The 26,549-nt window shown below is 51.9% G+C and carries 25 protein-coding genes and 1 pseudogene; 13 read left to right on the top strand and 13 right to left on the bottom strand.

From position 1 onward, the window contains the following. Genes AYK82_RS13395 through motA form a run of 3 tightly spaced genes read right to left on the bottom strand, consistent with a single transcriptional unit; the run spans position 1 to position 2,469 of the window. Positions 1–657, bottom strand: a complete 657-nt coding sequence (locus AYK82_RS13395) for a hypothetical protein (protein ID WP_068316808.1) — start codon at positions 655–657, stop codon at positions 1–3. Further along, positions 638–1,603, bottom strand: coding sequence for a flagellar motor switch protein FliM (locus AYK82_RS13400; protein WP_156453371.1), 966 nt, complete (start codon positions 1,601–1,603; stop codon positions 638–640). Before AYK82_RS13400 ends, AYK82_RS13395 begins: the two co-directional genes overlap by 20 nt. After that, complete coding sequence (motA, locus tag AYK82_RS13405; RefSeq protein WP_068317319.1) at positions 1,603–2,469, bottom strand: flagellar motor stator protein MotA; 867 nt, start codon at positions 2,467–2,469, stop codon at positions 1,603–1,605. The genes AYK82_RS13400 and motA overlap by 1 nt, the downstream gene beginning before the upstream one ends. Positions 2,470–2,930: 461 nt before the next feature. Between motA and AYK82_RS13415 the strand changes: the two genes are divergently transcribed. From AYK82_RS13415 to fliI, 4 genes are read left to right on the top strand one after another with little or no spacing between them, the layout of a single operon-like run. Further along, on the top strand, positions 2,931–4,118 hold the full coding sequence (locus tag AYK82_RS13415; protein WP_068316814.1) for a DUF1217 domain-containing protein: 1,188 nt from the start codon (positions 2,931–2,933) through the stop codon (positions 4,116–4,118). Positions 4,119–4,122: 4 nt separating this feature from the next. Continuing rightward, on the top strand, positions 4,123–4,845 hold the full coding sequence (gene flgF / locus AYK82_RS13420; RefSeq protein WP_068316816.1) for a flagellar basal-body rod protein FlgF: 723 nt from the start codon (positions 4,123–4,125) through the stop codon (positions 4,843–4,845). Continuing rightward, positions 4,845–6,029, top strand: a complete 1,185-nt coding sequence (locus tag AYK82_RS18225; protein ID WP_068316819.1) for a hypothetical protein — start codon at positions 4,845–4,847, stop codon at positions 6,027–6,029. The genes flgF and AYK82_RS18225 overlap by 1 nt, the downstream gene beginning before the upstream one ends. Then, on the top strand, positions 6,016–7,335 hold the full coding sequence (fliI, locus tag AYK82_RS13430; RefSeq protein WP_068316821.1) for a flagellar protein export ATPase FliI: 1,320 nt from the start codon (positions 6,016–6,018) through the stop codon (positions 7,333–7,335). The genes AYK82_RS18225 and fliI overlap by 14 nt, the downstream gene beginning before the upstream one ends. Positions 7,336–7,481: 146 nt before the next feature. Here the strand turns inward: fliI and AYK82_RS13435 are convergent, their stop codons facing one another. Further along, positions 7,482–8,156 carry a response regulator transcription factor gene (locus AYK82_RS13435; protein ID WP_068317322.1) on the bottom strand — a complete coding sequence of 225 codons (675 nt, stop codon included), beginning with the start codon at positions 8,154–8,156 and terminating at the stop codon, positions 7,482–7,484. Positions 8,157–8,962: 806 nt separating this feature from the next. Continuing rightward, positions 8,963–11,194: an esterase-like activity of phytase family protein gene (locus tag AYK82_RS13440; RefSeq protein ID WP_068316824.1), complete on the bottom strand. Its 2,232-nt coding sequence runs from the start codon at positions 11,192–11,194 to the stop codon at positions 8,963–8,965. Between the two features lie 407 nt (positions 11,195–11,601). Here AYK82_RS13440 and AYK82_RS13445 point away from each other — a divergent pair, with 407 nt between their 5' ends. Continuing rightward, positions 11,602–12,921 (top strand): UDP-glucose dehydrogenase family protein, encoded by a 1,320-nt coding sequence (locus tag AYK82_RS13445; RefSeq protein ID WP_068316827.1) that lies wholly within the window; start codon positions 11,602–11,604, stop codon positions 12,919–12,921. An 86-nt stretch (positions 12,922–13,007) separates the two neighbouring features. Here AYK82_RS13445 and AYK82_RS13450 read toward each other — a convergent pair whose 3' ends face one another. From AYK82_RS13450 to AYK82_RS13465, 4 genes are all read right to left on the bottom strand, one after another. Continuing rightward, positions 13,008–14,162 (bottom strand): YeiH family protein, encoded by a 1,155-nt coding sequence (locus AYK82_RS13450; protein WP_244265763.1) that lies wholly within the window; start codon positions 14,160–14,162, stop codon positions 13,008–13,010. A 126-nt stretch (positions 14,163–14,288) separates the two neighbouring features. Continuing rightward, positions 14,289–15,530 (bottom strand): insulinase family protein, encoded by a 1,242-nt coding sequence (locus tag AYK82_RS13455; RefSeq protein ID WP_068316829.1) that lies wholly within the window; start codon positions 15,528–15,530, stop codon positions 14,289–14,291. Between the two features lie 45 nt (positions 15,531–15,575). Then, the gene (locus tag AYK82_RS13460) at positions 15,576–15,758 is read right to left on the bottom strand and encodes a hypothetical protein (protein WP_208976500.1); all 183 of its coding nucleotides are present in this window, start codon (positions 15,756–15,758) and stop codon (positions 15,576–15,578) included. A 21-nt stretch (positions 15,759–15,779) separates the two neighbouring features. After that, entirely contained in the window at positions 15,780–17,033 is a 1,254-nt protein-coding gene (locus tag AYK82_RS13465; protein ID WP_068316835.1) for a peptidase M16 family protein, read from the bottom strand. A gap of 298 nt (positions 17,034–17,331) precedes the next feature. Here AYK82_RS13465 and AYK82_RS13470 point away from each other — a divergent pair, with 298 nt between their 5' ends. From AYK82_RS13470 to AYK82_RS13500, 7 genes are all read left to right on the top strand, one after another. Continuing rightward, entirely contained in the window at positions 17,332–17,835 is a 504-nt protein-coding gene (locus AYK82_RS13470) for a GNAT family N-acetyltransferase (RefSeq protein ID WP_208976501.1), read from the top strand. Between the two features lie 67 nt (positions 17,836–17,902). Continuing rightward, entirely contained in the window at positions 17,903–18,409 is a 507-nt protein-coding gene (locus AYK82_RS13475; RefSeq protein ID WP_068316841.1) for a class I SAM-dependent methyltransferase, read from the top strand. 381 nt (positions 18,410–18,790) lie between these two features. Further along, positions 18,791–19,366: a YceI family protein gene (locus AYK82_RS13480; protein WP_068316844.1), complete on the top strand. Its 576-nt coding sequence runs from the start codon at positions 18,791–18,793 to the stop codon at positions 19,364–19,366. A gap of 91 nt (positions 19,367–19,457) precedes the next feature. Continuing rightward, positions 19,458–20,027 (top strand): cytochrome b, encoded by a 570-nt coding sequence (locus AYK82_RS13485; protein WP_068317327.1) that lies wholly within the window; start codon positions 19,458–19,460, stop codon positions 20,025–20,027. 41 nt (positions 20,028–20,068) lie between these two features. Then, positions 20,069–20,635, top strand: coding sequence for a YceI family protein (locus tag AYK82_RS13490; RefSeq protein ID WP_068316851.1), 567 nt, complete (start codon positions 20,069–20,071; stop codon positions 20,633–20,635). 220 nt (positions 20,636–20,855) lie between these two features. Next, the gene (locus AYK82_RS13495) at positions 20,856–22,490 is read left to right on the top strand and encodes a fumarate hydratase (RefSeq protein WP_068316858.1); all 1,635 of its coding nucleotides are present in this window, start codon (positions 20,856–20,858) and stop codon (positions 22,488–22,490) included. 295 nt (positions 22,491–22,785) lie between these two features. Next, positions 22,786–23,379 carry a L,D-transpeptidase gene (locus AYK82_RS13500; protein ID WP_068316865.1) on the top strand — a complete coding sequence of 198 codons (594 nt, stop codon included), beginning with the start codon at positions 22,786–22,788 and terminating at the stop codon, positions 23,377–23,379. A gap of 82 nt (positions 23,380–23,461) precedes the next feature. Here AYK82_RS13500 and AYK82_RS13505 read toward each other — a convergent pair whose 3' ends face one another. Then, positions 23,462–23,824, bottom strand: coding sequence for a gamma-butyrobetaine hydroxylase family protein (locus AYK82_RS13505; protein ID WP_068316869.1), 363 nt, complete (start codon positions 23,822–23,824; stop codon positions 23,462–23,464). Positions 23,825–24,124: 300 nt separating this feature from the next. Between AYK82_RS13505 and moaA the strand changes: the two genes are divergently transcribed. Further along, positions 24,125–25,162, top strand: a complete 1,038-nt coding sequence (gene moaA, locus AYK82_RS13510) for a GTP 3',8-cyclase MoaA (protein ID WP_082733952.1) — start codon at positions 24,125–24,127, stop codon at positions 25,160–25,162. Positions 25,163–25,251: 89 nt separating this feature from the next. Here moaA and tnpA read toward each other — a convergent pair. The 3 genes and pseudogenes from tnpA to AYK82_RS18510 form a co-directional block, all read right to left on the bottom strand. Then, positions 25,252–25,685: pseudogene (gene tnpA / locus AYK82_RS18630) on the bottom strand (IS200/IS605 family transposase). A 170-nt stretch (positions 25,686–25,855) separates the two neighbouring features. Next, positions 25,856–26,047: a Flp family type IVb pilin gene (locus AYK82_RS13520; RefSeq protein ID WP_068316877.1), complete on the bottom strand. Its 192-nt coding sequence runs from the start codon at positions 26,045–26,047 to the stop codon at positions 25,856–25,858. A gap of 342 nt (positions 26,048–26,389) precedes the next feature. Further along, complete coding sequence (locus AYK82_RS18510; protein ID WP_279626431.1) at positions 26,390–26,524, bottom strand: hypothetical protein; 135 nt, start codon at positions 26,522–26,524, stop codon at positions 26,390–26,392. Positions 26,525–26,549: the final 25 nt, after the last annotated feature.

Below are 26,549 nucleotides of genomic sequence, written 5' to 3' on the forward strand. Positions count from 1 at the left end.
TTAGGAGTTATCTTTGTCTGCTTCAGAATTTTCCGCTGGCGCTTCTACAGCCTGATCGCTTGCGGCCACATGGCGGAATGCAGACCCTTCTCCGAAGGAGACCTTGCGGACTTTTTTGGGCGCCTGTTTCTCCTCGGAGCTGGCAACGGTCTGTTTTGCGGCGACCACCTTGCCGCCGGTCAAGAGCATTGCTGCCGAGTTATTCGAAGACCCTGCCGGTTTGGGACGGGCGCGCCCTGCGGTGCGCTGGCGCGCAGCTGTGGCCTCGCGACCACCCGAGCGGCGCCCGGGATCACGAGGCATTGCAGAAAGATCGAGGTTTACATCATTCACACCTTTGCGAAGCCAATCGATATGCTCTTGCAGCGTGCGCATTTCGGTTTGCGCTTGCAGTACTACAGAACTGATATCAACCGTCGCCTCCCGAGCGTCATCAATGCGCTCCCCGAGCGCCTTGAGGATTTCCTCGCCACGTACGCGGATTTCTTGCAGAGACAAGCCAACGGCGTCCATCGCTTCACTGGATTGCTCAAAGGCTCTGGTGTACTCTTGCTGGTAAGCTGCCAAATCTTTGAGCTTGCGATACATGACGGTGACCCGCCAAGTGGTGATCATAAGCGCCAGAAAGAGAACGCCATCAATTAGATAGGATGTCATCAAGTAACTCCCCCTCCTGCTGGATGAGTTCATCAACACGTACGGTGTAGTTTCCGGAAACCTGACCAAGGCGACAGTTAAACAGCGGCTGGCTGTTACATTCCAGCTTCACTGGAGTTTTCGGCGTCGCATTAAGCTCAAGCACGGTGCCGACTTCCAGCTGCGCGATCTGATCAAGAGTAAGCTGCTGCTCCTCCAGAACCGCCGTAAGCTTGACTTCGGTGCGCTGGATCTCCTGCTGGAACTGCTTGGTCCAGCGGGTATCACGGCCAGCCACTTCGCCGCTGAGCACTTGGGTGAGGTTCTGACGCAGTGGGTTGAGAACCGACTGCGGAATGACAACGAAGATTTCGCCTTCGCGGCCGATTACTTCAGAGGTCAGGTTCGCAATAACACAAGGGTTGGAGCGCCGCCCGGTTTGCGCAAACTCCATGCGAGTTTCCAGACGCTCTACCTTCAGAGATGTATCGGCGATTGCCTCAAACGCGGTCTCCAGCGCCTGCGCCGCCTCGGAAAACATCCGATAGGCAAGGCGCTGCTCGACGTTTGTCAGGCCGCGGTTTTCCTCTTCAGCCTGCTCCTCACCATCGCCGCCAAGAAGGACTTCCACCATTGAGAAGATAAAGGCACGATCAAAGCCCAAGAGGATGCGCGCATCCCATTCCTGCGCGTGCAATACAGCAACGATTGCATTGTCATCGTAACGATCAAGCACATCACCAATTCGCTCGTTTTCCACCGAGCGCACAGCAATGTAAGGCGCAGTGGCTGCCATCTGGCGCAGCGTATCAATGAACTGACGAGCCATGCGGTCAAAGACCACGTTGAGCATCGGCAGACGATCAACCCCTAGACCAGCCGCATCCAACAGGCGGGAGGGCAGATCCAGCTTACCCGCCATATCCTCAGCACCGGCCTGCATTTCTTCCATAGCTAGCTCTTCCATTATGCCGCTCCTGCCCCAGCATTCATGGTTTCTTCCTCAACCTCGTCAATGGTTGGGCGATCTTCAGAGGCGATGGTTTTACGACCATGCTCCAAAGCAATCTGTGGAGCGGCACCATTCATAAATGCCAGCATGGTTTGCTTTACTTCCACATAAAGACGGAACCGCCGCTCGCGTACGGATTTAATTTTGTTCGAGATCGGCGAGACAACCCCATAAGAAACAAAGATACCGAGGAATGTCCCTACCAGCGCCGCACCGATGAGGCCACCGAGCACTTCCGGCTCCTGATCAATTGCCCCCATCGCCTTGATCACACCAAGCACCGCAGCAACAATACCCAGCGCCGGCAGCGCCTCCGAAACCGTATTCAGCGCATGGACCGGTCGCAGCTCTTCTCGGGAGAGCGTGTGCAGCTCTTCATCCATCAGCGCTTCGATTTCGTGTGGACGAACATTTCCGATAACAATGAGACGGAAATAGTCACAGATGAAACTCGTCAGGCTCTCGTTGCGCAGAACTTTCGGGAACGTTTGAAATAATTCGGATTCGCTCGGATTGTCGATAATCGCCTCAACATCATTGCGCCCCTTGGCACGCATGGTGCGCATCAGGCCATACAAGATTGAGAGCGTATCGAGATGATCGCGCTTTTTGGGACTATCGTTGCCAATAGCCTCCTTGATACCCCGCGCGGTGTCTTTCAAGGTCCGCATGGAGTTGGCCACGACAAATGTCCCGAAGGCTGCGCCGCAGATAATCAGGAACTCGAAGGGCTGATAAAGGACGCGCAAGTAGCCGCCCATGGCGACGTAGCCGCCCAAGATCGACCCGAATACGATGATAAGACCTAGGATGATATTCAAAACTTGCTCCACGCGTTTGGATGGATCGCTACATTCTTGGGAGTAAGTGCTAGGGCTGGTTTCTTGTCTGAAACTGGCGGATTTGGCGCTGATTTCGCGCAAGCACCCTCAGACCACCTGCGGCAAGCTGCAAAAATACCGACCGGTCAGTACTCAAGCCACTAAGATAGACGCAGAACCCCGCCGTTTTTCCCGCATCCACCTGCTCACTTTCGCGCAACTCACAGGCAACGCATTTTTTGTTTGCGGGCGCCATCTTGAGATCCACTCCAAGACCCTCAACATAAAAACGCCTGTTATTTCTTGGCGATGACGCAAGAATCGCAACCGGTGCAAATCGATCCGCCGTTAGTTCAACAATTTGCTTCGCTTGAAAGGCGTGCGCTGCGTGCGAATGACAGCTTCAGACAAGGCATATCCCGCATGATCGAGCCCAATATATTCTTTGGAGGAATTGCGCCATGATGGACACGGCACTTCGATACAGGCTTATCAATCGCGATATGGCAAAGACACTGGAGACAACCTCCAAGGATCCGCAGGTCAAACGTGAAAGCGAACATTTTTTAACGCGCATTAAAGAAATCAAGAGCGTTGACGAATTCGTCGATGATTTTCGTGTGTTTAATTATGCAATGCGCGCAATGGGCCTTGAGGATATGGCCTATGCAAAAGCATTTATGAAAAAAGCCCTTAATGAGGGGGTAAAGGACCCTAACTCCTTCGCCAATAAGCTGACTGACAAACGTTTTAAAAAGTTTGTCGAAGCGTTTAGCTTTGTCAGTTCGGGTGGCATTAAGGGGCAAGCAGCAGCAGCGACCACCGCTACGCATACAAAAGAGCAGGTTGAGGCGCAAAAGAACAAGGACAATTACTTCTACGCCGTAATGAAGATGGTGATCCCGAACAGCTATACCAAGGGGTATACGACCATGGATTACAACAAGCGACAGAAGGTATGGGACGAGATTTTGGCGGATCCTGTCCTGAAAAAGAACGTGCAAGACATAGCACGTATGCCCACAGAGCTGCGAGAACAAAGCGCTTGGAAGCAGCGCGACTACCTTGATAAAAAGCTGAAGCTTGACGATTTGCGCAAGACCTTCAAACTTCAGGATATGCTTGCGGATGTGCGCAAAGAGCAAACCGCTGAGATCCAAGGCAAGTTGATTAAGGATCAACAAAAGATCGTCGACAGCTATCTGAAGCAAACCCTTGAACTAACTGAGGGCGCCAGCAGCGAAGGTGTGCGACTGGCATTGTATTTCAAGCGTAAGATCGGTGACATTTTGCCATCACAAAAACTGCTTGATGATCCTAAAGTTTCTCAGAAGGCCAAGGATAACTGGGTCTATGAAATTCTCGCGGATCCGGCGCTTTACAAATTTGTCCGCTCGACGATCAATATGCCGGACCAGATGGTTGGCGGCAACGTGGACAAGCAGGCAACCTTCATTTTGTCGAAAATGAAGGTGAGTGAGCTCAACACACCAGAGGCTCTGGACAAGACCATTTCGAAATTCACAAGCCTTTACGACATCAACAACAATGTTGGTTTTGCACCAACTGTTTCGCTTTTCACCAACGCCGGGATGGGCATCAACGCCAATACCCTCGCACAGTTTAACGCGATTAAATTCGGAGGCTAATTCAGTGGAATCATCACTTTACGTTTCCCTTTCCGGCCAAGTCTCCATGGAGCGCCGGCTGAACACCATCGCCCGCAATGTGGCGAACATGAACACAGCCGGTTACCGGGCGGATGAGGTGAAATTCGATAGCCTTGTAACCTCGCCTGGCCGCGACAAGATCGCTTTTGCATCAGAAGGCGCGACTTACATTTCCAGGCAGGCGGGAGCTATTGAGCAGACCGGCAATGCTCTGGATGTGGCAATTTCGGGTGAAGGCTGGTTGGCAATGCGTACCGGCAATGGTGTCGCCTATACCCGCGACGGGCGCATGCAACTTGGTGTTGATGGTGTGCTACGTTCGGTAACAGGCAATGCGATCCTTGATGCCGGAGAGGCTGAAATCGCCCTCGATCCGCTTGGGGGTCGGCCAACGATCGGCAAAGATGGTACGATTATGCAAGGTAATCGGCGTGTTGGTGTGATCGGGCTGTTTAGCATTGATCCACAAGCGAAGCTTTCGCGAGTTGGCAATTCGGGCGTCGTCCCGGACCGTCCTGCAGAACCAATTCTGGACTTCGTCAATAATGGTATTGAACAAGGGTATGTTGAAGGCTCTAACGTCAATCCTATTATGGAAATCAGCAAGCTGATTGAAGTGACAAGGACGTTTGATAGCACCAACTCCGCCGTTCAGGGGGCTGAAGATGTTCGCCGCCGGGCCATTCGCGAACTAGGAGGCGGATAATGGCTGTTAATCCAGTTGGGCCGGTTGCTGCTGGCGATGAACAAGGGACTTCACAGGCAGCCACCAGTTTGCGCAGGTCAGCAAGTGACGTGCAACAAGCTGCCAAATCGAAGGATTTCACGTGGGATGAAATCCTTGATGTGATTAACCCTTTGCAGCACATTCCAGGGATCAACACGCTTTACCGGGAAATCACCGGAGATGAAGCGACTGTGCGTTCACGCATTGCTGGTAGTGGTGTTTGGGGCATGCTGGCTGGCGGGCCACTGGGCATGGCTGGCTTGATGGCGGGCAATGTTGGAGAAATGGCCGCCACCGGACAGATTGATCTGAAGGATGCCTACAATACAGTCACTGCCGGATCTGATAGTAAACCGAGCACCCAGGCAAGTGCTGCGACCCGGAAAAGCGGACCGCAGGCTGCTGCCAGGGCAGTTGCTGGTGCGCAGGTGCCGTTTGCTGGTGCGACCACGCCGCCAATGGGAGAGACTGGCTGGCAAAGCGCACAAATGAATCTGTTGCCGCAGATTCAAGAGGCCGGTAGGCAAGTCGGGGAAGCCGTCGTCTACACAGGAAAAGCGGTTGGTGAGGCGGCTGTTGTGGTTGGCACCGGTGCGGCGCGAGCTGCGGAGCAGGGCTACTCCAATATCTCCAACAAAACCCGCAATACATTGGACCAAATTCCCAACCACCCCTCTCAGCTGAACATTCCAGATGGTTCTGGCCTTGCGCTGCCTGACGTTGAAAAGCTGCGTAAAGCAGCGGGTGTTCCCGATTGGGGGGATGTGTCCAATACGTTTGCTACCCTGCCCGATCCGGTTGATATGGTGACCGGCGAAAGCGCAAGGGTCTCGCGCGAAAACGGAGCGGATCTGCTGCAGCAAAAACTCTGGGCGGCCGGGGCAAACAATTTTGAAAGCGTAACACCCCGCAGCAGCGGCTTTGGTGGCTCTGCCAGCGGCCCGATGAATCTGGGTCACATGGTGCAAGAGGCGCCTGCGAGCCAGCTACGGGCACAGCAAGGAGCGCAGTTTAACACTGCTGGCACAGTGGATCCTGTCTTGCCGCAAGTGAATGCGCTGGCGCGTGATCCACGCAACCAATTGCCGCCTGAATTGCTGCAAGATCTGCAAAGCCTGCATCAGCAGCGCATGAAGCAGGGCGATTCTAATGACGGCTCTTGATCAGCTGAAAGTGCTTACCAGCCATGTTCCATCCCATGGCTGGGAACTGGATATCAGCGGTGTAGTGAGTGAAGTCGCTCCCGGCTATTTGCGGGTGAAGGGGCTTAGCAGCGCTGTAAAGCTCGGCGATCAGGTTCGTTATCAGCGCGGCGAACGCTTCGAGTTTGGCGAAGTTATTCGCGTGGACGCGGATAGCGTTATGGTGAAGCCTTATTCCACACAAAGCGATTTGGGCCTCGGAACACCTGTTAAACGGGTAGGCAAGCTTAGCTTGATGCCGGATCCAAGTTGGTGTGGACGCGTGGTCAATGCGCTTGGGCACCCGGTAGATAACAAAGGCCCCCTGCGCCAAGGCAAGGTAGAGGCTCCATTTGATCGCGAGCCGCCACGTGCTGTTGAACGTAAACGCGTCAGCGAACCAGCTGTGACCGGCGTGCGCGCCATTGATATTTTCACGCCGATCTGTCAGGGGCAGCGTATTGGCATCTTTGCCGGCTCAGGAGTTGGTAAATCCACTAGCCTCTCGATGATCACGCGCAGTAATTCTTTTGACAGTGTGGTCATTGGTCTGGTCGGCGAACGCGGCAGAGAGGTGCGCGAGTTTCTAGAAGACACGCTCGGCGAACAGCTCAGCAAGGCTGTGGTGGTGGTCGCGACAGGTGATGAAAGCCCGATGATGCGGCGCTTGGCCCCAAAAACCGCTGTTACGATTGCTGAGAGCTTTCGCGATCAAGGACAGTCCGTACTGTTGGTACTGGATAGCGTGACCCGCTACGCCCATGCGGCGCGCGACGTGGCGCTGGCGGCCGGAGAACCTGCTGTTTCGCGCGGTTACCCGCCATCGGTGTTTACCGCGCTTCCTGAGCTGCTGGAGCGCACGGGACCTGGCGTTGAGGCCAGTGGCGGTATGATTACCGCTGTTATTTCTGTGTTGGTTGACGGGGATGATCACAACGATCCGATTGCCGACAACATTCGCGGGCTGCTGGATGGCCATATCGTTCTGGACAGACATATTGCGGAGGAAGGACGCTATCCTGCCCTAAATCCGCTGGCGTCCGTCTCTCGACTTGCGCAGAACTGCTGGAGCGAGCAGGAGCGCGAGCTGGTGTTAAAACTGAGAGCGATGATCTCGAAGTACGAAGACACCAAGGATTTACGCATGATGGGTGGCTACAAAGAGGGCGTTGATCCTTTCCTTGATCAAGCGGTGACGATTGTTCCCAAGCTTTACGAAGCGCTTAAGCAGTCCTTGGATGCCCCCTCCTCCCAAAGCGCGTTTAGCGAGCTTGCGCAGATGCTTTAGGGCGTTTTGCAAAACCGTTTATCGGATTTTAAAGGGCGGCCGCTTGGTCGCCCTTATTATTTGGCGCGGCGGCATCGCATTGGTCCTCGCAAAAGAAAAGCCCCCTACAGAGTAGAGGGCCTTTTCTTTGGGAGAATTCTCGGCGATCAGCTAGGATTGATGATGTAGCCGAGATAGCGCTTTGAATCGATTGGATCAAAGCCGAGGTTTGATCGCAGTTTCTTACGTAACTTTGAAATGTGGCTCTCGATGACGTTCTCGTCTACGTCACTTTCAAAGATGCCATAAACGTAGTTGTAGATCTGTGTCTTGGTCAGACGGCGGCCATTATTCTGCGCCAAGTATTCCAGAATGCGACGCTCGCGGCGCGGCAACGGCAAGATATCGCCATTTACTTCTGGATCACGGCCATCAAAGAACACAGTCAGATTGCCAAGGCGCACTTCGCTGGCCTGCTTGACGGTCCGGCGCTTGATCGCACCAACGCGAGCCAGAATTTCTTGCGGATGGATCGGCTTGCGAACAACATCATCGACGCCAGCTGCAAACAATTTCAAGGTCTGCTCAAGCGCATTGGCATTGTTTAAAACGATAAGCGGTTTCTGCGCGCAGCGGCGACGAATAATAGGTGCAATAACCTCGCGCTCTTTACAGTCACCAAGAAGGATTGCTTCTACCGCTTCAAAGTCTTCATCCGGTGCGGTTTCTAGCCAGTCTTTAAATTCATCCGGCTTAAAGCCACTGGTTGAAATTCCTTCGCGCCCAAAACCTGAAGCATATCCTTCAGTCACTAATTCCTGTTCATCTATAATTAGGTACATAACCCAGCCCCGAAAAATCATATTCCCCAAATCTGCGTTGAGTAAAACTAATCACTCATTAATTGTCAAATGTAGTTTCTACAACGAAATGCGCAGATAAGAGTTTATTTTTAAAGGCTTTTATTCCAATTATATTTTAAATACATACTAGTTTTATATCAAATTTTATTGAACTTTTATCCTCTCTGTAGAGGGTTGATTTGGCACATTTTTTTTAAAGTCACTAAAATTTGAAATGCATTTCAACCATTTGATAAATCTGGTATTTTTTAAATACAGATAAAATTATCTCTGTTTCCGCTGCGTTTTGTGGAATCTTCAGATCAAATTTTCTTTTTCTTCGATCGAAAACGAACGCAAGGGCTGTGCAAAAAATCTCATTTTTTGCAGAATCAATCTCCCTTGCGGCGACTCTTCAGAGTTTGACAGCGGATAAACTGACGTTGCTGTATCCGTATTTGCACTGTGACAAATGTATACAATATAGGTGAACGCCTATAAGACTGTGAGGTCGCACAGAATACCGCAAGCACTCGCTTTCGCTTATAAGCATTTATTCATAGCTAAACGCAGCATTCCACCTGCGCATTTGATTCTTGTAGTTTGCTAAATCATGGCACAGCGTAATCTACGTAGTTTTACCATTAAATTGGTTGTAGCCCGCAAAAAACACTATTCGTAACGACTAGGCAAAGCTGAGTAAATTTGGTGCAATTTTGAGCCAGTTTTCTACCAATACGCATGAAAAAGCCCGCCGGGTAAGCCGGCGGGTCGCGATTTTTGATCTGCTGCGCAACTGTATCGTCTTAGTTAACGTCCAGACTACTTCTGGTACCGATATCAAAGAAGAGGCTCTCGCCGTTTGCGTCGTCCACGCCATCATTATCGGTGGAGACGAGAACGCGGCCATCAGCAGTGATCGCCAACCCTTCTACCTTGTCTGGGGTCCAGCCGTTACCTGCTGCCATAGTTGGGAGTAGATCAAGTGCCAATACTTTTTCCAGCACTGGTAATGTTGCACCATGCGGTTTTGGCATAATACCCGCTAGGTCAACGACTGTGACCTGCTTGATGGCTGCATCTTCACCGCCTTTATTATCGCGCTCGATAATCGCAAGACGGCTGTCGCCGAGGCTGGTCACCTCGGAAAGGCCAACCCAACCGCCAGCAGGACTTGCCGGTGCATAAAGAGGATAAAGAGCAAAAGTCCATTCTTTCGTGGCAGGATTGTAGAAGCCAAGTTTGGTCTGGCCCTTGGTATCATCTTTCCATTCGCGCTGGAAAGCCACGATCACCTGCGGTGCGCCATTAATATTTGCAGTGGTCACACCTTCCAAAGAGAAGCGCTGCGCCTGCTCCACCAAGGAAGCTGGCAATTCGATCTCTTCTTGCACAACGCCTTGTGCTGATGTTTTGATGAGAAGATGCTTCAAGCCTTTCTTGGGGTGGCCTTCGGAAGAGAGCCAGAAACCGCCATCAGCAGCAAGGGCGATCCCTTCCAGATCGTAGCGCTTCTGCGCTCCGCCCGACAAATCGACCTTAGAGGTGATGCGTGCCGGATTTGCAGAGACATCAATCTGGAAGATGCGGGCAGCATCATAGAAACTATCGCTGACAGCGTAGATCTTGTTGGCATCAAGGCTGTCGCCAACCATGCCAGAGATCGCCCCCCAGCCAATTGGCGCCTCTGTTGCCGGGTCGATCTCAGAGATCAGCTGCGGATAGGCGCTTGCCGCTGCTCCAAAACGATAGACGCCCACATGTGCACGAACGCCCTCTTCAGCCTCGTCCTTTTCATTGGCAACAACAAAGAGGCCGCGCTTAGGCAAGGCAAGCAGACCTTCCGGCGCGATATGAGTTGGCAGGAACTGGCGGAACTGCGGCGCCGCGCCGGTATCTTTAAAGACGGCGACAAAGTTACCACGCTCAGAGTTCACGAAAATAAGCTTCTCGCCGTCAAAGGAACCGGTTGCGACCCCTTCGGGCTCGGTGCCTTTTTTATGTGCGCGTTTTGAAGGGTAGTGACCATGAGACATGCCCAAGTGTTCCATCAGCGCGCCGCTGTCATAGGAAACGCTACCATCCTTGTTCCAGATAGTGAAACCGCGGGAGCCGCCTTTATAGTCGCCTTCGTTCGCCGTTACAAAGCGCTCATTGTCGATCCACGCCACAGCATCGGGCTCACGGCGCACATCCTTCAGATCACCAGAGGCGTCGGACATGCGCGCTTTTTTTGCAGGCACTGCTGCCAGAGACGCAGTGCCCGCAGAGAAATGCTTAATGACTTTGGAAGTGGCAAGGTCAACAAGCGCGATGTGATTGTTTTCCTGCAAGGTGACCACAGCAATATTGTCATCATTGATGGCGACAAATTCCGGCTCGGGATCGGACGGGGCAATCTCGGCAAGTCCTGTCATGGGGACGGTGGTGGCGCTGTCACAGTTGACCGGCTTGCCGTCGCTGTCCAGCTGGAACACGGAGAGATGACCGGCAGGTGCTTGCGGGATAACGCCGTCGTTCAGGTCTTCGTCGCGCTCATTTTCAATGGCAACTGCGAGGAACTGCCCATCAGGGGAGATCGCGACTGCGTCGGGCTGACCGCCCACATCACACTTGGCGGCAACAGCTTTGCTGTCCAAATCAATGACAGCCACATAGCCGGATGGCTCAACAAAGCTCTTCGAGGTGTTAACACCCGCCAAGGCATAATTGCTAGCGACGGTGACAGAGGTTGGTTCGCCGCCCACGTCGACGCGCGCCATCGGCTTCAGCTTGGCAGGATTGGTAGCGTTGACGAAGACGATAGAATCTGCGGGACTATCCGTAAAAACGAGGGTACGGCCATCCTGAGTTGCGCTGATGATTTCGGCAACCGTTTCTGTTGCCTTGTCCGCATTGGCAGGTAGCGTTTTATAGACAGGGAACGTGGCGATGCGTTCAAAAAAATGTGGCTGAGCTGCGGCATGAGTTGAAGCCAGCAGCGTAGTTGCAGTAGCAATTGCCACACCCTGAGCCAGGCGGGATCGCAATATATTCATGGAAGGATTCCTCGAACTATACTAAAAGTTACAGAGGACCAAGACCTAATACACTAACATAGAACTTTTTTTACGGTATAATTACAATTTTATGACTTATAATTACTATAAGTTATACAGCAACAATTGCGGAGGAGCATAGCAAATTTTCTTGATTGTTTACTGTGAGCAAACTAGCAAGAAAGCTGTTCATTTATTTCGGGCCAATTATTTTCTTAGGGCATAGTGCTGTGCCATCACCGCCTTCTTTTTCAGATACATTGGAACCCTTTCAACCACGATATGTGGTGCTCTTGCGTCAATTTCATACTGGGCAAGTCGCCCCAAGCAGTTTCTTTGTGGGGTGCAAAAGAGTATTACAGAGGCAAACACAGAGGAATCCTAGCTGAGGGATTACAGGAGTATCTATGATTATTTCAGTTATCGGCAGCGGCTATGTGGGGCTGGTTTCCGGCGCCTGCTTCGCAGATTTTGGCCATGAGGTTATTTGCGTCGACAAAGCAACGGATAAAATCGCCAAGCTGCAAGCTGGTGAGATCCCGATCTATGAGCCGGGTCTTGATGCACTGGTTGAGAGTAATTGTGCTGCCGGTCGCCTCAGCTTCACCACAGATCTGCAAGAGGCCGTTGCCAAAGCCGATGTGGTGTTTATTGCCGTTGGCACGCCTTCGCGGCGCGGTGATGGCCATGCGGATCTTAGTTATGTTTACGCCGCTTCCAAGGAAATCGCTGCTGCCATGAACGGCTATACTGTGGTGGTGACAAAATCGACAGTGCCTGTAGGTACGGGCGACGAGGTGGAGCGCATTATTGCCGAGACCAACCCGGAGGCCGCGTTTGATGTGGTGTCCAACCCTGAGTTCTTGCGAGAAGGTGCAGCGATTGACGATTTCAAGCGGCCTGACCGGATCGTAGTTGGAACTGATGTAGCGCGGGCGCGCGATGTGATGAGCGAGGTGTACCGCCCGCTATATCTCAACCAGTCGCCACTGGTCTTCACTTCGCGGCGCACGTCCGAACTTATCAAGTATGCGGCCAATGCGTTTCTGGCGATGAAGATCACCTTTATCAATGAAATCGCCGATCTAAGTGAAGCAGTTGGCGCAAACGTACAGGATGTTGCGCGCGGTATCGGCCTCGATAACCGGATTGGCTCCAAGTTTCTGCATGCGGGCCCGGGCTATGGTGGCTCCTGCTTCCCCAAGGATACGCTTGCCCTTGTGAAAACGGCGCAGGACAACTCCTCGCCGGTGCGTCTGATCGAGACCACTTGCTCAATCAATGACCAACGCAAGCGCTCCATGGCGAAAAAGGTGGTGGCGGCGCTATCGGGCGACGTACGCGCCAAGAAGATTGCCGTTTTGGGGCTGACGTTCAAGCCGAACACCGATGATATGCGCGACAGCCCTGCCCTTTCTATTGTGCAAGCGCTGCAAGACCATGGGGCGCAGGTGCATGCTTATGATCCGGAGGGGATGGAAAGCGCAGCGGAGCTGATGGAGAACGTCCACTTTGGTGCCGACGCCTACAGCGTTTGCGAGGGAGCGTCTGCGGTGGTGATTGTCACAGAATGGAACGCCTTCCGGGCGCTCGATTTTGGCCGTTTGAAGGAGAGCTTGGCTGCGCCAATCATGGTGGACTTGCGCAATATCTACCGCAGGGAAGAGCTGGAGAAGCACGGCTTCCAATACCACTGTGTCGGGCGTCCGGACCAAGAGATCCGTTAGGCACATCGCCTTACATTGTAGAGAGACGAAAAAGCCGCTGACGGGACACCGCCAGCGGCTTTTTCTATACGCGTTTCTAAACTGGCTTACAAAAAGGCCACCAGCAGGGAAGTCGCAAGCGCAAACAAGAACACTGTTTCCCCGATAATAACGCCAAGATGGCGCAGACCAAGCGATGCCATGGCCTTCAAGGAGGTTTTGGTACCCAGTGCGGAAATAGCCATAACAAGGGCAAAGCGGGAGGTATCATCCATGACGATGCGCAGGTCTTCTGGGATAGCACCCATGGAGTTGATCACCAAGATGACAGCGAAAGCAACAGCGAACCAAGGGAACGAAGAGGCGGCGCTTTCTTGTCCGCCACGCTTCCCGGCATAGGCAACAACAAACAACAGGACAACGATGGGCAATAGCGCCACGCGCAGCAGTTTGACATAGGTGGCTATGTCGCCGGTTTCCTCAGAGATCGCATAGCCCGCACCAACCACCTGCGCCACATCATGAATGGTCGCACCTAGCAGAATGCCGATTTGTGTATTTTCCAGCCCGAGCAACTGAAAGATAATCGGGTAGGAGATCATCGCCAAAGTAGAAAGCGTTGTCACAGCAATAACAGTAAAGAGGGTGTCGCGTTCGGCCTCTTTAGTTTGCGGCAGGGCAGAGGACACAGCCAGCGCCGCGGAGGCGCCGCAAATGGCAACAGCGGAACCGGTGAGCAAGCCGAACTCTCTGGAGCGCCCGCTGAGACGCGCAATAAACCAGCCAAACAGGATCGTGGCGGCAACGCACACGATGATAAGCAGCAGCGGCTCCAAACCAAGACTCTGGATTTGTTGCAAAGTAACGCGGACGCCGAGTAGCGCGACGCCGATACGCAGCAGACGCTTGGCACAAAACGTAATGCCCGTAATGCAAGGCCCTTCTTGCGACAAGAAATGAAAGGCCATGCCAAGCAAGAGCGCAAACAGCATTGTCGGTCCGCCGTAGTGCTCGGATAGGAACATTGCCGCAATGGCGACGGTGGCACATAGCAAAGTGCCCGGTGCGATTTTTCGCAGGGAGGTAAGGTAGCCGGTGAGGCGGTTGGCAAGCATTATTATTATTCCCGTAGAGCTGCCTTCAATATGCGAGGTCAACTGCAACAAACCAGAGGCCGTTGTTTGATGGTGATACTGCTTTGGCACAGCCATGCAGACAGTTGCATGTGATTGGTTGGTCTTCGCATCGTCGATAACAACCAACGCTGCTCTGCGGTTATTGCCAAAGCCCTGCGCTAAGTCCAGAGTTTTTTAGTGCCTTTATGAAATTGGCCTGTTGCACTTTCTCTATGTTAAGGCTCCACTCCCGCGAAGTCGCGCCTGAGCGGTTTACAGCAATGGCTTGTTTCCCTGCCGCCTTGGTTTTCCCTGTTGCTGTTCTTCGACATAACAGGACGCGACCTGCTCGACCCTTTCGATCACACAGGCATCAGGAAACAGCTGTGGCCGCGGTGTGGCGATGACAAACTGCAATTGCCCTGTGCTGGGAAAGTTTTGTTGCATGTGGCGGTGAATATCGACAGAAGAAACTGCGTCCATCTGGGGCACGAGCTCCACAAAAGTGAAAGGCGGCTTGCCGCGCAACTTGTCCTTTGCAACTTGGTGCGCCATGGTGTCGAGCCTATGCAATTGCGCTGTGATCGTGGCTATTGATGCTGTTTTGACCTTGTCAAACCAACCTAAGTCGGGTTCGTTTAAGAACTGCTTGTAGGCTTCGGAAAAGCGTTGCAAAGCGTGTGGTGCTGCCTCTGGCGGGCTTAAGAAACTGAAAGACAGTAGGCTCTGATTAGCTGTGTAACGCAGCTCTAACGCTTCAACAGCGTAGCTATATGCTGCGTCATGACGAAGGGCTTTTATCAGCGCGCCGCTGTGTTGATTATTCAAGTGCTCTATGACTGCACTGGTTTTGAAGCTATCGACCTCGCTTTGCTCATTGACCTCGCCGAGTGCATAAATGCGCGCTACGTTTTCTTTTGGCGTATGAAGCACTATCTGGCCTTTGGGCTGTAGTGGCTGCAATGTTTTGGCGGGCTGATTGCAAGAAGGTGATTTTGCCAGTAGCGCTGACGGGGGAGGCCCCAAGACTAAATCAACCAATTGCGCCGCTCGCTCTTCACCAACCGGACCGGCAACGGCTACAATCAGTGGTTTGCAAGCCAACAACAAGCGCCTCCAGGCAAGAATCTGCGTGACACTCACTTCCTGAAGCGCGTTTTGACGATGACTTGCCGAAGTGTCGCTGCTGCCGCCGACAAGAAACCACTGCATTCGCGGCTCACGCAAAGCCGCGCGAAATGCCACATCGACGACAAGAGTGTCCCGGTTTTGTTGCCTCTCTTTCAAACCGCCAAGGGAGGCTTCTTTTATGCGCCTAAGCCATTTTGGGTTGATCGTCTCACTATGAAGTAATTGCTGAACAAGCGGCGCGATTGTTTCTATTTCTTGTGGTGGCAGATGCAAAACCCCGCTCACTGTCATTGGCGCAGCTTTGAGGCGCGCATAGGCCTGTGCTGTCCCAAAGGCTTGTTGAACCTGCCGCTCGTCTAGCACCGACGTGCGCCCAGTCCGCATTAGCTCCATATTGACCAGCGAGACGCTGGCCGGAAACCCTAGCGGTTAGGGCCAGACAATCTTCATGGAAACTAATTCCGCAGTCCCCTCGGGAACTGAAACCAAGTGGTAGACATTGCCCTGTGGCGAAGTGCGGATCATACTATCCGCTGTGGGCTGCGTACAGGCAACGAGGACTACGCCTAAACCAAGCATGACCAGTAAATGGGTGAAAAGTGTTAATCGCATACTCGCAAATACCTTAAGCATTTATTCTGCCCTGATAAAAACAGTTGCTCGCCGAGAGCTCGTCACCATTTGGGAAAAAAGATTACGCAAGTCGTCTTGGGTGAGTGCCTCAATCGCAGCGAGGATCTGATCTGTATCGGGGACTGGCAGGCGCCCCACTAATGCTTTAAAGACATAATCTGCACTATTTAACTTATCTGATCCATTGCGCAGCCTTGCAAGCAGCTGTCCTTTGATCCGTGCAAATTCCGGCTCCGGCATGTCTAAAAACTGCAAGTTATCAAGAAATTGCAATACCGTGCGCTTGGCATCCCCAAGGCTTGTTTCGCTTGACGTTTTTGCGTTTAGGGTGAGCAGCAGATCAGATGCGCTGATCATTTCAAGGTTTAAATCAAGAGTATTAATCTGGTAATCGTCATAGTAGAGCGCTCCGACCATGCCATAGGCAGAGCGGTCCTGCAAAAAGTCAGAGGCAAGAAGAATAAGCGCTTCGAATTTATTCACGTCGACATCGCTATTCACGCGGGTCCGTTGGCTCAGGTAAAATCTCGATGTGGCGATCGTTGGTACCGTAATTTCCTGATGCAGCTGGCCATTGGTGAAGGGAAGCGTAAATTGTTGAGGGGGAGACCAAGGTTGCTGAGACATATCGTGCTGCTGCGTGGAGGCGCGGGCCCATGCTGTATTCACCAACTCCCGAGCCCTTGCCCAGCGTTCGGGCGTTAACAAAATCAAGTGCCCTTTGCGCAATTGATGCGTTTTTCGATGGCTGAGGATGGCCATAGGGGGCTTGAAAGCGGCAATTGATTGCGGCGTACCTAAAGGGTCGCGCCGCATGCGTTCATCTTGAAAGATAAATGCCCCGGTATTGGTCCAAATGTCTCTAGCTTGTTCATCGCGGACCCGGAATTCATACTCTCGCTTGACAATTTCCCGTTCGGCGATGATCTCATCATAGTGTAGCTTGAGCGCTTGCGTGTGGCGCAGAACATTGGCCAAGGCCTCCTCAGGAATGGTAGAGCTGCTGCTGTAATAGGTTGCCAAGCGCGTTGTCCACGCGCCATCATGAGGAGCGATGGCTTTGGATCTGTGCTTGTTTGCATTGCGTACTGCCAAGTGCTCGACAAAATGCGGCAGGCCATGCACTTTGTCATTATCATATTCACCGTGTTGGAAAATAAGAGTGGCACGGGTTTCTTGCAAGTCAGGCACATAAACATACCACAAGCTGGCAAACGGGCTGCCAGAAATCGATGTAATTGTGTTTGGAGACATTTGCTGTTCGCAGCCAATAAACAACAGTAAGCATAGTGATATTGTTAGCCTTTTGGCAAAACAAAAGCATGAGCCCAAAAAATCACTCAGCAGGATACAATTATACATATTAAAGGAGCCAACATTATTAAACTGACTTGTACAACATCTTTTGAAACAATAGTATTATACCTAAAATGTACAATAGTATTTTCGTTGAGACAAATTAGTCATGGGCACAAATATTGACAGACAATTCGCTATATTTGATGTAGGTGCCACCGAGGCTCCGCGCCAATACACCATAAGCAGCGCCAGATTGCAACTCAGAGCGCCAAAGCTAACGGATTGCGCAGCCTCGCAAGCGCTGTGGTCGGATCCGCTGGTGTATCGCTATATTCGCGAAGTGCCACAAACCTACGCCAAAGCGCATGCCCGGCTGATGACATATGCTGGCCTGTGGGCGTTGCATGGTTATGGCTATTTTTGCGTTGAAGAACGTGACAGCGGCAAGTTCGTTGGTGAAGCCGGCTTTGGCAGTTTTGACCGCGGGCTCGGGACGCATTTTGATGATGCCCCAGAGGCGGGCTGGGTGATGTGTTCACAAATTCATGGCAACGGTTATGGGCGGGAGCTGCTGCAAATGCTTTGCTATTTTGCTGATGAGGTGGCGAAATTTCCGCGAAGTGTTGCAATGATCGATCCACATAATGCAGCGTCGCTGGCAGTAGCGCGCCGTGCCGGTTTCAAGGCCTATGACAAAGCCTCATTTGAGGATAGTGAAGTGTTGCTGTTTGAAAGGCTACGCGGGGCGCGGGCCTAAGGTTGTGTTTGCCCCTGCCCTCCTATAGGGATTGGCATAGGGTCGATAACAGCTGCGAAGCCAGAGCATGAAAAAGTACGACAAGATTTACCAGAAGGATCCGGATTATTTCGGGCACACTTCCAAGCAATTTACCACCACTATCAACGCGTTTGACTTTAAAGAGGGGCTTGTGTTGGATATTGGTGCCGGACAGGGGCGGGACGCGCTCTATTTGGCCGCCAAGGGACACAAGGTAATTGCCGTTGATAGCTGCGCGACGGGCCTTGAACAATTGCGGGAGCGGGCTGAGGAGAAGAATTTCCCGATCGAAATCGTACATCGGGATGCGCTTGGCTATACACCGCCCAAAGATCTTGACGCGATTGTTCTGGACCAGTTTTTCCATGAAGTGCCGAACAATGCCAAGGTTCCATTTCTTAAACGTATGATGGCGCATCTACGCCCGGACGGCTATTTGCTCATTGCCGACGAGAAAAGCGTCCTGCCCATGCTTCGCAGTGCATTGAAAGAAGCGAAGTGGGATTTCATTCGCGACAAGAACGGCGTGCTGTTTGCGTTAAAACCGGTGTAACACCGTACAAACAAACCAATCCGTATACATTAGTGCCTGTGAGCTTTATCGGTTTATGCGATGTTTTCTCAACAGGCACCTTCACAACTAAGTGAGGGGATGTGAAGGGCGTCGCTCGCAGCCTCCGACATTTGTGAAACGGCACAGCTTCGAAATACTGATTCAATAACATATTTCAGCATGCAATTACCCATTGCAATCAATAGGATACCTAGGGCTACGCTACAATTTCCTACAAGATCCAATTGTGGCAAAAATTAAGTGAAATTGTTCCCCGTAACTGAACAGTGCGTTTCAACTGTTTCCTCTAGAAGTTTTAGTCGAAGGCTGCGACATTCTGTGCAACCCAGACACATTAATCTGATCTAAGAGGAATACACGATGAAACACTTGCAAGCTTTGACCTTCGCCGCTGCGACACTTGTTGCAACTACAGCCTTTGCTGCGCCGGTTGAATATGCTTTTGACAAAAGCCACTCCAATATTGCCTTTTCCTACAACCACCTTGGCTATTCCATCACCGATGGCCGCTTTAAAGAGTGGGATGGCACGCTGATTATCGACGAAGACGCACCAGAAAACTCATCTGTCGAAGTCACAATTGACATGAATAGCCTGGACACTTTTTGGGAGAAACGCGACGCACATATCAAGTCTGGTGATTTTCTTGATGTGGCGAATTTCCCAGAGGCAACCTTCAAGAGCACCAAGGTAGAAAAGGTAAGTGACGATGCACTTGCTGTGACAGGTGATCTGACCATTCATGGCGTGACCAAGCCAGTCGTACTGGATGTGAAAGTGCACAAGATTGCTGAGCACCCGATGGCCAAGAAGCGGGCTGCGGGCTTTGCAGCGACGACTTCTATTCTACGCTCTGAATTTGGCGTAAGTGCGTTTATTCCAAATGTTGGCGATGAGATCACCATCTCTATTCAAGCTGAGACTTTGAAGAAGTAACTGACCCAACTTAGAGCCATGCGTCACGAGTAGGTGCATGGCTCTGTTTTTGGTTCAAAAACCACTAGGTTTTCTTTTTGAGCGTACTGCGATGCTAAAAAATACAAAAAAAAGTTATGGCTGGATTGCCATTGCCCTCCACTGGTCGATCGCCCTCATCATTATCGGAATGCTTGCCTTTGGCTTTTATATGAGCAGCCTCAACCCGTTTGACCCGGGGGTGTTTGAGCTGTTTCAGCTGCACAAGTCCATCGGCTTCACTTTGCTTGCGCTTGTGCTCGTGCGATTGGTTAATCGGTTTTGCATGACAACGCCGCGCTTGCCAGAGAGTATGCGCCCGATCGAGCGCGCCTTGGCGCATTTGGGTCACCTTGGTCTTTATGGCTTGATGTTGCTTATGCCTATCACTGGGTGGATGATGGTTTCCGCCTCCCCATTTAACATTCCGACGATTTGGTTCGGTCTGTTTGAGGTACCGCACCTACCGGTTCCTGCGGTGCTTGGTGATAAAGAGGCAGCATCAGAACTAATGAAGACTTTCCATGCGTTGGGAGCCTTTGCCTTTATCGCGGTTATCCTAGGGCATGTACTGGCCGCACTTAAGCATCACCTTATTAACAAAGATGGTGTGCTCTTACGCATGTTACGCCCACAACAATAGAGTATCCGGGCCCTGACCACCACTTTCTAAGGAAAGAAATCATGGAAGTTCGTAGGTTGTTTGGAATTCTGGTCGCTGGTCTTTGTGTACTTGGCAGCACTGCGCTAGCGTCGGCAAGTGAATGGCAAGTTGATCAGGCAAGCAGTTCAATTGCGTTTACCGCATCGCAAGGCGGAAACGAAATCAAGGGAAGCTTTGACAGTTGGTCTGCTGAGATTCGCTTTGATCCTGATGCATTGAGCGAAGCGCAGATCTCGGCCTCAGTCGAGCTTGGTTCGGTAAAGACCGGCACATCGCAAATCGAAAGCGCATTAGCCTCGGCTGAGTGGTTTAATGCATCTGCCTTCCCGCAAGCAGTGTTTACGAGCACAAGTGTGAAACCGGGCCCTGATGGTGGCTATGTACTGAACGGAGAGCTGTCGCTGAAAGGCATTGTGCTGCCTGTTACGCTGCCCTTTTCCCTGGAAATTGACGGAGACAAGGCGGTTGCCGAAGGGACAGTGGAGTTGATGCGCGATGCCTTTAAAATTGGCGAAGGCACTTCTGCTGGACAAGTTGCGCTGCCGGTCAATGTGCAATTGCACATCGAGGCGACACGGGTGCCGTAACCACGCCTTCCTTCCTGTTGGAACAACAAAGAAGCCCGCACTGTCGCGGGCTTTTTTGTTTGGGCGTCCGTTTTCCACTAATTGCCAATGGCCTCATGGCGATAATCCGGCGATAAGCACAAAAACTTAGCGCGGCGCTTTGCCCGCAGGCAATTTGCCGTTACAACCACAGCTGAGAATTGCCTAGAGAACACTCTTTGCCAAAAAAAGAGAACAGCTTATGCCAGAGACCACCGCACCTGACTACGTTCACTCCTCATTATTTCCGCTCAACGAGGACAAGACCAAGTACCGCAAACTTACCAGCGATCACGTGAGCGAGATCGCTTTTGATGGCACCTCATTGCTAAAGGTTGAAGACGAGGGCCTCCGCCTGTTGGCCGAGGAGGCATTTGCCGATATCAACCACTTCCTGCGAGCGGAACATCTGGAGCAATTGCGCAAAATTCTTGATGATCCAGAAGCAACGGAGAACGACAAGTTCGTTGCCTATGACCTGCTGAAAAACGCCAATATCTCCTCAGCGGGCGTGTTGCCAATGTGTCAGGATACCGGCACTGCTATTGTGATGGGCAAGCGTGGTCGACGCGTGTGGACCAGTGGCAATGACGAAGCCGCCCTTGGGGAGGGCGCGCGCGATGCTTACTTCAAAAAGAACCTGCGCTATTCGCAATTAGCGCCGATTTCCATGTTTGAAGAGAAAAACACGCGCAACAATATGCCGGCGCAGATCGAGCTTTATAGCGAGGGCGAGGACGCCTACAAATTCCTGTTTATGGCGAAGGGCGGCGGCTCTGCGAACAAGACCTTCCTGTTTCAGGGCACTCCAAGCCTGCTGACACCCGAGCGCCTGATGGAATTCATCAAGGAAAAAATCCTTACCCTTGGCACTTCCGCCTGCCCGCCCTACCACCTTGCTGTGGTGATTGGGGGGACTTCGGCAGAGCTAAACCTGAAGAGCGTGAAACTCGCCTCTGCCCGTTATCTGGATGAGTTGCCGGAGCAAGGCTCGGAGCTGGGGCATGCCTTCCGTGATAAAGAGATGGAAGCGCAGATCCACAAACTGACGCAGGCAACCGGCGTGGGTGCGCAATTTGGCGGTAAATACTTCTGCCACGATGTGCGGGTGATCCGCCTGCCACGGCACGGAGCATCGCTGCCAATTGGCATTGGGGTTTCTTGCTCTGCTGACCGTCAGGCAAAGGGAAAGATCACCAAGGACGGTATCTTTCTGGAGGATCTTGAGCGGCATCCGGAAAAGTATCTGCCGGAAATCAACGAGGATGCCTTGTCTGACAAAGTGGTCAAGGTTGATTTGACGCGGCCAATGCCGGAAATTTTGGCAGAGCTTTCCAAGCATCCGATCAAGACGCGGTTGTCGCTAACCGGACCGCTGATTGTGGCACGTGATCTGGCCCATTCCAAATTGCGTGACCGGCTGGAGGCTGGCGAACCGTTGCCGGATTACATCAAGAACCACCCTGTGTATTACGCCGGTCCGGCTAAGACACCTGAGGGCATGCCATCCGGCTCCTTCGGGCCAACCACTGCGGGGCGCATGGATGCTTATGTGGATCAGTTCCAAGCGGCAGGTGGTTCCATGGTGATGCTGGCCAAGGGCAACCGCTCTGCGCAGGTTCGGCGCGCCTGTCAGGCGCATGGCGGCTTCTACCTTGGCTCCATTGGCGGACCAGCGGCGCGTCTTGCGCAGGATTGCATCAAAAAGGTTGAGGTAGTCGAGTTTGAAGAGCTTGGTATGGAAGCTGTCTGGCGCATCGAGGTTGAAGACTTCCCGGCCTTTATCGTTGTTGATGACAAGGGTAATGACTTTTTCAAGGAACTGCACCTGAGCTAGCGTCAGACGCAGTGCATCTACAACATCTACGCTTTAAAGGGGAGGCTAAACGGCCTTCCCTTTTTCGTTCACCTGTGCGTTTTTACTGCGGATGTCCTGAGTTTGGTTCAATTTTATTCTTATTGAAATGTGCCTTGCAGGAGGATGTTTAGGACAGGAGAACAAAGGTGCACTGGTCGTGCTTTTTTGCTGCCGCGAGGTGGGCAGGCTTAACGGCTGCATAGCGTTTCTATGAAAATCCTTGGCTTATGCGGGGCATTTACTCCCGCCACCCATAAGAAACCAAGGAATTACTATGCACGTATTAAAAAAAATGGCCTTGCTCGGCGCAGCGTTGTTGCTAGCGGCAAGCAGTGCGCAAGCAGCATCCAACTACTTCTTCGACCCGATAACAAAGAAACGGGTTACTTATGGCGCGGCCCATCACGGCAAATCACCGATCAAGCGCAAGCTGGTGCGATATCCAAGCGCCCTACCCTCTGGCACCATTCTTGTGAAAACGAACGAGCGCCGCCTCTACCATATTCGCGGGAACGGTACTGCGATGGTTTACGGGGTTGGCGTCGGCCGTGATGGCTTTCAGTGGGCCGGCACGCACCGTATCACCCGCAAGGCGGAGTGGCCGAGCTGGTCGCCACCGGCGGTAATGATTGCGCGCGAGCGGCGTAAAGGGCGGATCCTGCCGAGCTATATGGAAGGCGGGCCCAATAACCCCCTAGGCGCGCGGGCAATGTATATCGGCAGCACCATCTATCGCATCCATGGGTCAAACGAGCCTTGGACCATTGGCACCGCAGTCTCCTCGGGTTGTATCCGCATGGCAAATGAGGATGTGATCCACCTTTACGAGAACGTATCTGTTGGTGCCCGAGTTATTGTACAGCACTAACTATCGCTAGCATAAACTGCGAAACAGAGAGCAGGACGCGGTATGCGCCTGCCCTTTGCCTCAGCTGGCGATATTTGTTGCGCTAGTGCTCTCGGCTTGCACCAGCTGAGGCGAGCTCCTCTATATACACTTGCCAGTTGGCCGCAAAATTTATCGCTAGCTCCTGAAGATAGGTCCAGCTGTAAATGCCAGTGTTGTGCATATCATCAAAGACAAGGCGGACCGCGTAGTTTCCCTGGGGCAGGACCTCCAGTATTTTTACATCAGCTTTGCCCGATACAAGTTTTTTTTGATCTGCTGCGTGCCCTTGCACTTCGGCAGATGGGGAGTGCGTACGCAGGTACTCGGCAGAAAGCTTGATACTTGTATTATCATCAAATTCAATCAGTAGATGCTGCCGGTCTTTCTGCAGACGAATTTCAACCGGCCAAATATATGTTTTCATTAGCACTTCTCGCTTGTTACGCAATGTCATTTGGTGTCGCTCAGAACCGATAGTATGTGTTATAATCGCTGGATTATTTAAATTTATTAATGCTTCCGAGGGGTAAATTGAGTTTTGACAAATTCTGGCCTCAGGTTTTATGCTAATGGTTTGCATCTGCCATCCCGCTTTAAAGTGGTCACGCAACGTTGCATTGCAAATGCAGAAAATGAACTTTTCTGTGACAACGCATTTTTGGAGAGACGAATAGTGACACGGCAAACAGTTTCCTCTCACGAGCCCGCGAATTTTGCAGGCAAAATTCAAGTTGGACAGGATGCAAAAGCTGCACCAACCGAGGCGCCGCTGATTGACCCGTTTGGCCGCCATGTGAGCTATTTACGTGTGTCTGTGACAGATCGTTGTGACTTGCGCTGTGTGTATTGCATGGCGGAGAATATGAGCTTTTTGCCCAAAAAGGAAGTATTGTCGCTGGAGGAACTGGACCGGCTGTGCTCGGCCTTTGTTCGGCGGGGTGTAAAGCGGCTGCGCCTGACCGGTGGTGAACCTTTGGTACGCAAAAACATAATATCGTTTATCCGCGCTATGGGGCGGCACTTGGACAGCGGCGCTCTACAGGAACTCACGCTAACCACGAATGGCACCCAGCTGCATCGTTTTGCCCATGAGCTTTATGATTGCGGGGTGAGGCGGATCAACGTTTCGCTTGATACGCTAGACGCAGAAAAATTCCATGAAGTGACGCGGTGGGGCAACCTGCAAAAGGTGCTGGATGGCATCAAAGTTGCCAAGGATGCAGGCCTCAAGATCAAGATCAACTGTGTGGCGCTGAAAGGCTTCAATGACGACGAACTGCTTGATCTGGTGGCGTGGTCACACGGGGATGGGCACGATATCACATTTATCGAGACCATGCCGATGGGCGAGATTGATGGGGATCGAAACGAGCAATTTCTTTCGCTTGCGCAGGTGCGTGAGCGCATTGCCTCTCGCTACAGTCTTTCGGCCAGCAGCCATGTTACCGGAGGGCCGGCGCGCTATGAACGGATTGCCGAGACTGGCGGGCGCGTTGGGTTTATCACGCCGATGTCGCATAATTTCTGTGAAAGTTGTAACCGCGTGCGGGTGACTTGCACAGGCCAGCTTTATCTATGTCTTGGGCAAGATGACCGGGCTGATTTGCGGGCGGCGCTGCGGGCATCTGAAGCAGATGATGTGCTGGAAGCGGCAATTGAAGCGGCTGTGGCGCGCAAGCCCATGGGGCATGATTTTGTCATTGAACGGGGGGTAAACACGCCCGGGTCGGTCAGCAGGCACATGAGTGTCACGGGCGGGTAAGGGAATGGCGGCCTCAAAGACATGATCTCCACCAGAGGTTGAAGCTTGTAACACTTCGCTTGGACCACTAGAAGTGGTTTTGTTGGTCGTTAACAACTAACCTTGAACAAATCGTTGTAGTCACAGGACTTTTCCTTTTCTTCTGATTTTGGATGTATCGCCTAACGACCTGCTCTTGTTAACCCGTCGTTGATACAACGTATCCCCGTGCCCCAAAATGATATCCTCTATAGCGCCGTTTCCTTGCATACTTGTTAGCAACAGAAAGTGACGTTTTACCTTTCAAAAATACAACGATATGCTCCACTGAGTACTTAGGTGGGATAGAGACATGCATTTGCACAAGGTCAAGCAAAAGCTCGCCTTCTTCAATGCGGCGTCATTTTTCCAGCGCCAATCTGATGAACTGACCCTTCAGCTCTCTACGCAACTCACCGTAAAGCCGCTTTGTGCGATATTTACTGCTAAAAGCAATATGATACTTACAGTCGTAACTACTGTGCTTAAGGTGGTCTACATCCATAATAAACCTCCCTGCTTGATTAAGTGGGTCTCTAAACAGCGGACCAAGCAGAAAGGTCTCTCAACCAAAATGTAAAACTCTTCCAGTCCTCCACCGGAGGTAGAGGTTTATTTTGCCTACAAAAAAGGAGCGAAGTATCGCTCCTTTTCCTTTAAGCCCTATTTGGCGCGTTAGGTTCCATCGCTTTCGGTAGAAGCCGTATTCGCTGTATCTAGCGCAGCGTTGAGCTTACCAAAAACGCCTTTTAAATCACCACCAACTGCCGTAACGGTTGCAATAATCACTACGGAAATCAAACCAGCAATCAGGCCGTATTCAATGGCGGTGGCGCCAGACTCGTCTTTCAAAAATTTTGCAAACATGATGTTTCTCCAACTGAACCCAAATAATCCGCGTTTTGCGGAGTTGTGGCCTACTTTTGTAGGTCTCATTGCGAATATGGGCAAAATTAGGCACTAATTACAAGTTGTTTTTTTAGCTCTTTCCCCTGCCTATAAGGCTCCCATATTCACAAATGCGACATGCATAATATAAAATTTTTGCAAGTCATTGAAAAATTTAACTAATTTTGATGATTAACCAAGGCAACTTTGGGTTAGTTTTTATTAACCTCAGTTAAAACAGTGACTTACGGCACAGGCCCGCACAAGCTCCAAAGCTTGCACGGGCCTTGATAAACGCTATTTGATTCGAAAACTAACAGATTAGCGGCGCTTGAACCTGAGCATGCTACCAAAAAACTCTCTGGCTGCGCGAGAGCGCTCGCAGCGTGCTCTAAGCAGCAGCCGATCCATTTCTACATCCTTAGATCCATTCAGATGATCATTACCAAAGGTCATGGTTGTCCTCCTTTATCGCGCGTTC

This window comes from Polycladidibacter hongkongensis, assembly GCF_001561995.1.
Taxonomy (GTDB): Bacteria; Pseudomonadota; Alphaproteobacteria; order Rhizobiales; family Stappiaceae; genus Pseudovibrio; species Pseudovibrio hongkongensis.